This window comes from uncultured Pontibacter sp. (genome assembly GCF_947492645.1).
GTDB lineage: Bacteria > Bacteroidota > Bacteroidia > Cytophagales > Hymenobacteraceae > Pontibacter.
In genome coordinates, this window is the sequence record NZ_CANLMZ010000017.1 from 82,094 (window position 1) to 89,039 (window position 6,946).

Consider the following 6,946-nt stretch of genomic DNA (forward strand, 5'->3'; position numbering starts at 1 on the left):
AGTTTGATGTTTTTATACTTACGCCTGTGCCAGTACTTGCGGTTGATGAATGATGTGCAACTGCTGAATGGCTTTCAGAATCAGAAGTTCATCCATGTGGTGTACTTCCTGGCCTGCACCTAGTTTGTTCAGCAGCATAATGGTAAGTTGCCCACCAAGGTGCTCCTGAAACTCGCGCAGACCTTCAATTACAGATAATTGGCTGAATGGATCCTGCTGGTCTAATAACTCAGGAGTGAACAAGTCAAAGCCAAGTATCTGTAGCAGGTGCAGTACATCATCGCATTCTGCTTGTGTGATCATGCCTTTTAAGTAGGAATAGGTTACATCCAAGGCAATACCGATGGCTACTGCTTCGCCGTGTCTCAGGTTATAATTGCTAAGTTGCTCCAGTTTATGAGCTGCCCAATGGCCAAAGTCCAGCGGGCGCGACGAGCCTGTCTCAAACGGATCGGTGCCTCCGATGTGCTGCACGTGCAGTTCGGCGCAGCGATGAATCAGGCGCTGCATGGCTTCCATATCCCGGTTTGCCAGTTTCTCAGCGTCTTGTTTTATACTTTGATAAAAGGCGGCATCTTTGATAAGGGCCACTTTTACAGCTTCCGAAATGCCAGCCCGCCAATCACAGTCATCCAGGGTTAGCAAAAAATCGCTGTCGTTTATAACGGCTACTGGCGGGGCAAACGTGCCAATGAAATTCTTTTTGCCAAAGGCGTTGATGCTGTTTTTTACACCCACACCGGAGTCGTTCTGCGATAGTACTGTAGTTGGAATGCGGATGTGGCGGATGCCACGGTGCGCGATGGTAGCGGCAAAGCCAGCAAGATCTAAAATAGCGCCACCGCCGATGGCTACAAGATAGGAATGCCTGCAAACGCCAAACTCATTTACTGCTTGCAATATTTGCTGCAAGTATATCGGGTTGTTCTTAGACTCCTCGCCACCAGGTATGAGAAGTGGCTCAGCCACCAGGTTTATACTTTGTGTATGGTTAGTAGCGTAATTGTTAATTTGCTGCAGCAACTCCGGGTTAGCATTGGCTACGCCGCTATCAACTACAAAAAGCACTTTAGCCGGTGCGCCGGAAGTATGGCTTTGTGTTAAAATATCTGTTAGCAGCGTATTGTCGGCTGCAAAAAGGCTTTGTGTAAAGTATACCCCGTACCTGAACTTTACTGAAAACTCTTGTTCTATCGTGTTATGCATAAGGGGTGGTGGTTAAAAGGTAATCGGAAGTATAAGCTAATGTTGTAAGTATGAATTGATCTTGCGGAAAATGAGGCAAGACGCTTTAAAAAGGTATTTCATTTAAGTTACGCTAAAGTTTCGGGCTATGTAAATGGATACCGGTAGCAGCAGCAGCACTATCAGGCCGTACTGCCAGCCGGCAAAACCAGCTGCTATACTTGCGTTCATCACAATAAGGGCAAGTATACCGGCCTTTACAGCTTTAAAAATTAATTTAGGCTCTTTGGCAGGCAATGCCCGCACCAACGGAGGGAAAATAAGGTAAGCGAACAACAGCAGAAACGGGATACTGTACAGCAGGTTAAACTGCGGCAGCAAACCAAGGCTGAAGATGCCTGCAAAAACCATCAGGTACATGAGTAGTGCCCCTTTTAAGGCAGCTGTATTTCCACCATGCACCTCGCCACGGCTTACCATGGTTATGGCGGCAATGTATACGATAGGGATAAGCGCAATAAACCAAAGATTTTCTACCATGGCAGGTATGGCACTAACGCCAAGCAATAAGTTGCCGCCACGGCAGGCACCCATGTTTACAGGGCCAAGTAAGGTATTGTGTTTTCCCTTCCAGTCGTAGAGCAGGGCAAGTAAGGCAATAGCTACAGCAATAACTGCACTTACCACCGATACCTGCCAGGCTGCCAGTATACCACCTGCTAAAAGTATGGCACCTAGTATACTTGCACCGGCTATACTTGCTCTTCCGCTAGGTATGGGTCTTTCCGGACGCTCCACTTTATCCAGTTCGGCATCAAACACATCGTTAAACACCACGCCACCACCATACAGGCCAATAGTTGCCAGCACCAGCAAGCTAAGCGGCTGCAGGTATTCCGGCATAAAGCCATTTTCCATTAAAGTGATAGAATATAAGGCACCTGATGCCGCAAAGCCCATCATAATATCAGCGACGGCCGTTACAATGTTGGCAGGGCGCATCAGCCTCAGGTAAGCTTTAAAAGTTATCATCTGCTTAACGTACAATGTTTGATTCCAGCACAGTATCAGCTTTTATTTCGCCAATTACCGGGGTTTGTCCGCCGCGAAGCACAGAGTTGTCGGAGAATTTCTCACGCTGGTCTACTGTAGCAGGAGTAAGCCAATCCGACTCATGCATCTGGCCACTCTTGCCAAAGGCATCCAACGCATTCTGGTAACAAACCTTACGCACATCCTCAATGCTTATACCTTTCTCGAGCATCAGCGAAGCCGTTTTAGGAACAGAAAGCGGGTCAGAAACACCCCAGTCTGCGGAGCTGTTTACGATGATGCGCTCAGAACCATACTGCTTCACAATCTCTACCATGCGTTCGTTACCCATTTTAGAGTTCGGGTAGATAGTAAAGGCAGCCCAGAAGCCGCGGTCCAGCACATCGCGCACAGTTTCTTCGTTATTATGATCAATTATAACCATATCAGGTGCTATGCCATGCTCCAGGCATACTTCCATACTTGTAATAGTGCCGGCTTTTTTATCGCGGTGCGGGGTGTGTACCTGCACCGGCAGGCCAACTTCACGGGCAAGATCCAGTTGGGCACGGAAGAACCTGTCCTCTGCGGGTGTCTGGTCGTCGTACCCGATCTCGCCTATGCCAACCACGCCTTCTTTGCAAACAAAAAGCGGCAGCAGTTCCATTACCTGCTCAGCAAGTGCTTCGTTGTTCGCCTCTTTGGAGTTAAGGCCGATGGTGCAGTAATGCTTAATGCCAAATTGACTTGCCCTGAAGCGTTCCCACCCAACCAAACTGCTGAAGTAGTCTTTAAAAGAGCCTACTTCGGTACGGGGTTGACCCAGCCAGAAAGCGGGTTCTATAATTGCCACAATGCCTGCCTGGCGCATACGCTGGTAGTCGTCTGTGGTGCGGGATGTCATATGTATATGCGGATCAATCAACATGAGGTTGTGTGGGTTCATAAGGCTAAGGGTTGTTAAGTGTAAAGGTTGATGAAGAAGTATGTTAGTTTATCTCTAAAAGTCTGTTGCCGATAAGGTCCCAGGTGATTTCGCCGCGCATTACACTTTCTTTAAGTGTTGCGTGCTCATTCAGTAATTCCTGGGCAGGGGCAAAGTTGCTTTGGGTGCAGGCAAGAGCTGCTGCTGCTTTTTCGAGGTCGTTTGGCTGTGCAAAAAGCTTCTTGACGTCGTTTAGCAGCGTGTCGTCTAAGTAGGGGCCAACAGAGCGCCAAAGCTCCGGCGACACGGTACGGCCGGCTGCCCAGCGTTCATGGGCGTAATCACTCAGCATGCGGGCCAATTTAGGGTTCACACGCTTCTCGATGCCGTAAATACGATAGATTGGCTTGCCTACAAACAAGGTTTTAAGCACCATTTGGTTCCAGGCATCTTCTTCCATGTAATCGGAAGGGTAAGGGTTGTTCAGCGCAACAGCCTCATACACATCTCCCATATTTGTACGCACCCCCTCAGAGGCTCTTTTCCTGAACTGCTCTGGGTGCGGCAGCAAAGGCAATGCAGCATACAAGGCTACCAGTTCGCCCATATCAGCTGTATTAAACAGTTTTTCTATGGTTGCAAGGTATGTTTCCGGGTTCTGATGTGGTATAGAAAGTATAAGTATGGTACGGGCTGCCTGTGCAGTTGTCCAGTTTGATGGGTTAAAGCCGGCCCTGATATCAGTTGCCTGTTGCAGGTCTTGTTTGTTTACCTGTAAATTCTCTTTGCCAACAAAACGTGGTGCAGCACTAAAAGCAAGGTAGAGGTCTTTGGCCTGATAGGCGTTTGAAGAGACAAGTGTCAGTTTCTGTGTAAGCCACTCTATACTCTCCGGTGAGGCAGTTTTGCGGATTAGATCTTTTAAAAATTCCTTTACCGCGCTGATGTCTGCCTGGTATAAAACGGTTGGTGTAGAAGTAGTACTCATGTAAGTCCGGGTTTTAGACTCAACTGCTGGCATTAACAGCTATGCTTTGCATCCTGGTACAACAACTGCCAGAGAAAAACACACAGCTTTCCCTGAAGTATAATTGGAGCGTAAGTAAGAAGTGTTAGGGCCAAAAGTTGAAAGCTATATAGCATTTCAATAATTACTGGTTTCCTTTTACGAAACCATATCCAGAAGGTTTGATAAAATTGTACTGTTTTTTCCCAAAGATGCTAAGGCGCCTCACTCGCTACGATGGTAGTCCCAGCTATTAAAAAGTGTAATCAGGCACTATGTATGATTGGTTATGAAAGACTTAAGTACCTTAACAGTAGCTGAGTATAGATGGGTGAGTTGTAGTAAATGTGTTGCTTTACACCTTTTACCTCTTATTGTCCTTTATTTACCCATTAAATTGATATTCTAACTTATAAAATCATTAATAAATAAGAATTTTCTTTTTATAAATTGAACTTTGCAGGCCGATAAAATGTGATAAGGTTGTAATTAAAACAAATGAAAGAATTAGATAGACTTAAGAATGGCCTGGGAGACAGCCATGTGTTGTTGTACAAGAATGAAGACCAAGGTCTGAAGTGCTCCTTTGTGCGGGAAGGAATGGTAGTAGATTCATTCGTGATTGAGGATGATGTACTGGCACAGGCACTTAGCGAAAAGGGTATGAATGGGGTAGTAGAAGGAAGTAACTTTCAGATGCTCCGCAATAACTACGACTGGTTTTCGCTAAGCGTTAAAAGCAAGAAGCTTTACAAAGAGCTTAAGTAATAATTACTTATTATAGAGGTGTAACCGCTCCCTTTCGGAGCGGTTTTTTTGTGCCCGTACTTTAGTATTGCAATTGCACCATCCATAATGCCAGGCTAACGGTTTGCATTTACTTTTTATACTTATCCTGCATCATTCTAAAGGGGTTGTTGATATAATATGGGGTAAACTGTATCAGTTTAGAGCGGATTGGCGTAGCCATGTAGTATGCATTTATATAAAGGCGCTGCCAGAACAGGCAGGCAATCTATACTTTATACTTGCTTTAACTTAAACCGAGACGGAAATGACACAGTACAACAAATGGTCACACCCGCACGACATAGATAAAAGGTATACGAAGAGGGTAGCCTACTTTAGTATGGAGTTTGCGATACACCAGGCGCTTAAAACATATTCTGGTGGGTTGGGCTTTTTAGCTGGTTCCCATATGCGCAGCGCTTTTGACCTGCGCCAGGACATGATCGGCATTGGCATGCTCTGGAAGTATGGCTACTACGACCAGGAACGAAGCGAGGACCAGACCATGCGCGTGCTGTTCCAGAAGAAGTATTACAATTACCTGGAGTATAGTGGCATTACCGTGGAAGTAGAGGTAAACGAACATCCTGTAATGGTTAAGGCCATGGTACTGAAACCGGAGATATTCGGTACGGTGCCCATGTACTTTCTAACGACGGAGGTTCCGGAAAATGACCACTTAGCACAAACCATCACGCAGCGGCTTTACGACCCGGAGCCGATGGCGCGTATTGCGCAAAGCATCGTGTTAGGCATTGGCGGAGCCAAGGTGGTTGAGGCCTTGGGAGGTGCCGAAATCTACCACATGAACGAAGGGCATGCGCTGCCATTAGCCTTCCATCTCTACAAAAGATTTAGGAATGTAGAAGAAGTGCGCAAGCACATGGTGTTTACAACGCACACCCCCGAAAAGGCCGGAAACGAAGAGCACGACATACACTTGCTGGACCAGATGGGCTTTTTTAATGGTGTGCCCTTAGAGGAAGCCCGAAGAATTACTGGCATGCATGCGCTTATGTTTAATCATACTTTGGCGGCTCTGCGATTATCTAAAGTTTCTAACGGTGTGTCGCAGTTGCATGGCGAGGTAGCCCGCACCATGTGGTACGATAACGAGGGTGTTTGCGAAATAAAAGCTATTACCAACGCCCAGAACGTACCTTACTGGATGGATAAAACCATGCAGGATGCCTTAAACCAGAATGATGATGCAGCCTTAAAGCGGCGCAAAAGCGAAATGAAGAAGCAGCTGTTTGAGGTAGTGGCAAACCAATCGGGCAAGCTGTTCAGGCCAGAAGTATTGACCATTGTATGGGCACGCCGCTTTGCTGCTTATAAACGTGCTGATTTACTTCTTCGGGACGCGGAGCGTTTTTTCAGGCTGATAAGTAACCCTGACTACCCGGTGCAGGTAATATGGGCAGGTAAGCCATACCCATTCGACCACGGCGCTGTTCAGACATTCAATAAACTTGTAAAGATGTCGTACAAGCGAGATAACGTAGCGGTGCTAACTGGTTATGAACTAGGATTGTCGCGCCTCTTAAAGCAAGGTTCTGATGTATGGTTGAACACGCCACGGCGCCCTCGCGAGGCCTCTGGCACAAGCGGTATGACGGCGGCTATGAATGGCTCTGTTAACTTTTCGGTGCAGGACGGGTGGATACCGGAGTTCTCACGCCACGGCGAAAACAGCTTTATACTTCCGATTGTGGATACTACTTTGCCAGACCATGTGCAGGACGATATTGATTATGAAAATATGATGCGCATACTGGAGCAGGAAATCATTCAGACATATTACAGCAACCCTGATCATTGGCTGAGTATTGTAAAGCAAAGTATGCGCGATGTCATTCCTGCTTTTGATGCCGATAGAATGGCGCATGAGTATTATGAGAAAATGTATAATTACTAAAGAGCATTAAATACTGTCTCGTCCTGATATAAGTTGACGGGTTTGAGACGAAATTACTTTTTAATTTGAGACCTCCAATACGTTTGTGTTG

At 46.5% G+C, this 6,946-nt stretch carries 6 protein-coding genes; 2 read left to right on the plus strand and 4 right to left on the minus strand.

Annotated features, from left to right (window positions below; genetic code table 11):
* Window positions 1-18: 18 nt before the first annotated feature.
* From Q1A23_RS19475 to Q1A23_RS19490, 4 genes are all read right to left on the minus strand, one after another.
* Window positions 19-1,206, minus strand: coding sequence for a 3-dehydroquinate synthase (locus tag Q1A23_RS19475; RefSeq protein ID WP_299826559.1), 1,188 nt, complete (start codon window positions 1,204-1,206; stop codon window positions 19-21).
* Window positions 1,207-1,308: 102 nt separating this feature from the next.
* Window positions 1,309-2,217, minus strand: coding sequence for a UbiA-like protein EboC (gene eboC / locus Q1A23_RS19480; RefSeq protein ID WP_299826561.1), 909 nt, complete (start codon window positions 2,215-2,217; stop codon window positions 1,309-1,311).
* 4 nt (window positions 2,218-2,221) lie between these two features.
* Window positions 2,222-3,163 (minus strand): TatD family hydrolase, encoded by a 942-nt coding sequence (locus tag Q1A23_RS19485; protein ID WP_299826563.1) that lies wholly within the window; start codon window positions 3,161-3,163, stop codon window positions 2,222-2,224.
* A 43-nt stretch (window positions 3,164-3,206) separates the two neighbouring features.
* Window positions 3,207-4,130: an EboA domain-containing protein gene (locus Q1A23_RS19490; protein WP_299826564.1), complete on the minus strand. Its 924-nt coding sequence runs from the start codon at window positions 4,128-4,130 to the stop codon at window positions 3,207-3,209.
* A 516-nt stretch (window positions 4,131-4,646) separates the two neighbouring features.
* Here Q1A23_RS19490 and Q1A23_RS19495 point away from each other — a divergent pair.
* Both Q1A23_RS19495 and glgP read left to right on the plus strand, forming a co-directional pair.
* Window positions 4,647-4,916, plus strand: coding sequence for a hypothetical protein (locus Q1A23_RS19495; RefSeq protein ID WP_299826566.1), 270 nt, complete (start codon window positions 4,647-4,649; stop codon window positions 4,914-4,916).
* Between the two features lie 286 nt (window positions 4,917-5,202).
* Entirely contained in the window at window positions 5,203-6,855 is a 1,653-nt protein-coding gene (gene glgP / locus Q1A23_RS19500) for an alpha-glucan family phosphorylase (protein WP_299826568.1), read from the plus strand.
* The last annotated feature ends 91 nt before the right edge of the window (window positions 6,856-6,946 follow it).

Coding starts and splice junctions, on each gene's coding strand:
- Q1A23_RS19475 (WP_299826559.1), bottom strand. CDS start 1,206: ATGCATAACACGATAGAACAAGAGTTTTCAGTAAAGTTCAGGTACGGG.
- eboC (WP_299826561.1), bottom strand. CDS start 2,217: ATGATAACTTTTAAAGCTTACCTGAGGCTGATGCGCCCTGCCAACATT.
- Q1A23_RS19485 (WP_299826563.1), bottom strand. CDS start 3,163: ATGAACCCACACAACCTCATGTTGATTGATCCGCATATACATATGACA.
- Q1A23_RS19490 (WP_299826564.1), bottom strand. CDS start 4,130: ATGAGTACTACTTCTACACCAACCGTTTTATACCAGGCAGACATCAGC.
- Q1A23_RS19495 (WP_299826566.1), top strand. CDS start 4,647: ATGAAAGAATTAGATAGACTTAAGAATGGCCTGGGAGACAGCCATGTG.
- glgP (WP_299826568.1), top strand. CDS start 5,203: ATGACACAGTACAACAAATGGTCACACCCGCACGACATAGATAAAAGG.